At 71.9% G+C, this 221-nt stretch carries 1 protein-coding gene; it reads left to right on the forward strand.

What is annotated here, in order from left to right:
• Positions 1-221 (forward strand): transposase family protein (locus AC5RWU_RS24855; protein ID WP_493986821.1); only part of this gene is annotated, 221 nt, incomplete at both ends.

A 221-nucleotide genomic window follows, 5' to 3' on the forward strand; every position in this document is an offset into this window, starting at 1 on the left:
GGTGATCGAGGGGATCGAGGACACCGGCGAGGTGATCGTGGTTCACGCGTCGACGCGTGGCGGGGCGGTGGAGTGCCCGGCGTGCGGGACGCTGACTAGGAGGGTCCACGCCTTCCATGAGCGCATGCCGGCGGACGTGCCGGCCGATGGGCGCCGCGTGCTGCTGCGGGTGCGGGTACGCCGGATGCGGTGCCTGTCATCTGACTGCGCGCGGCAGACCT

Source organism: Arthrobacter sp. B0427-1-12 (assembly GCF_059092905.1).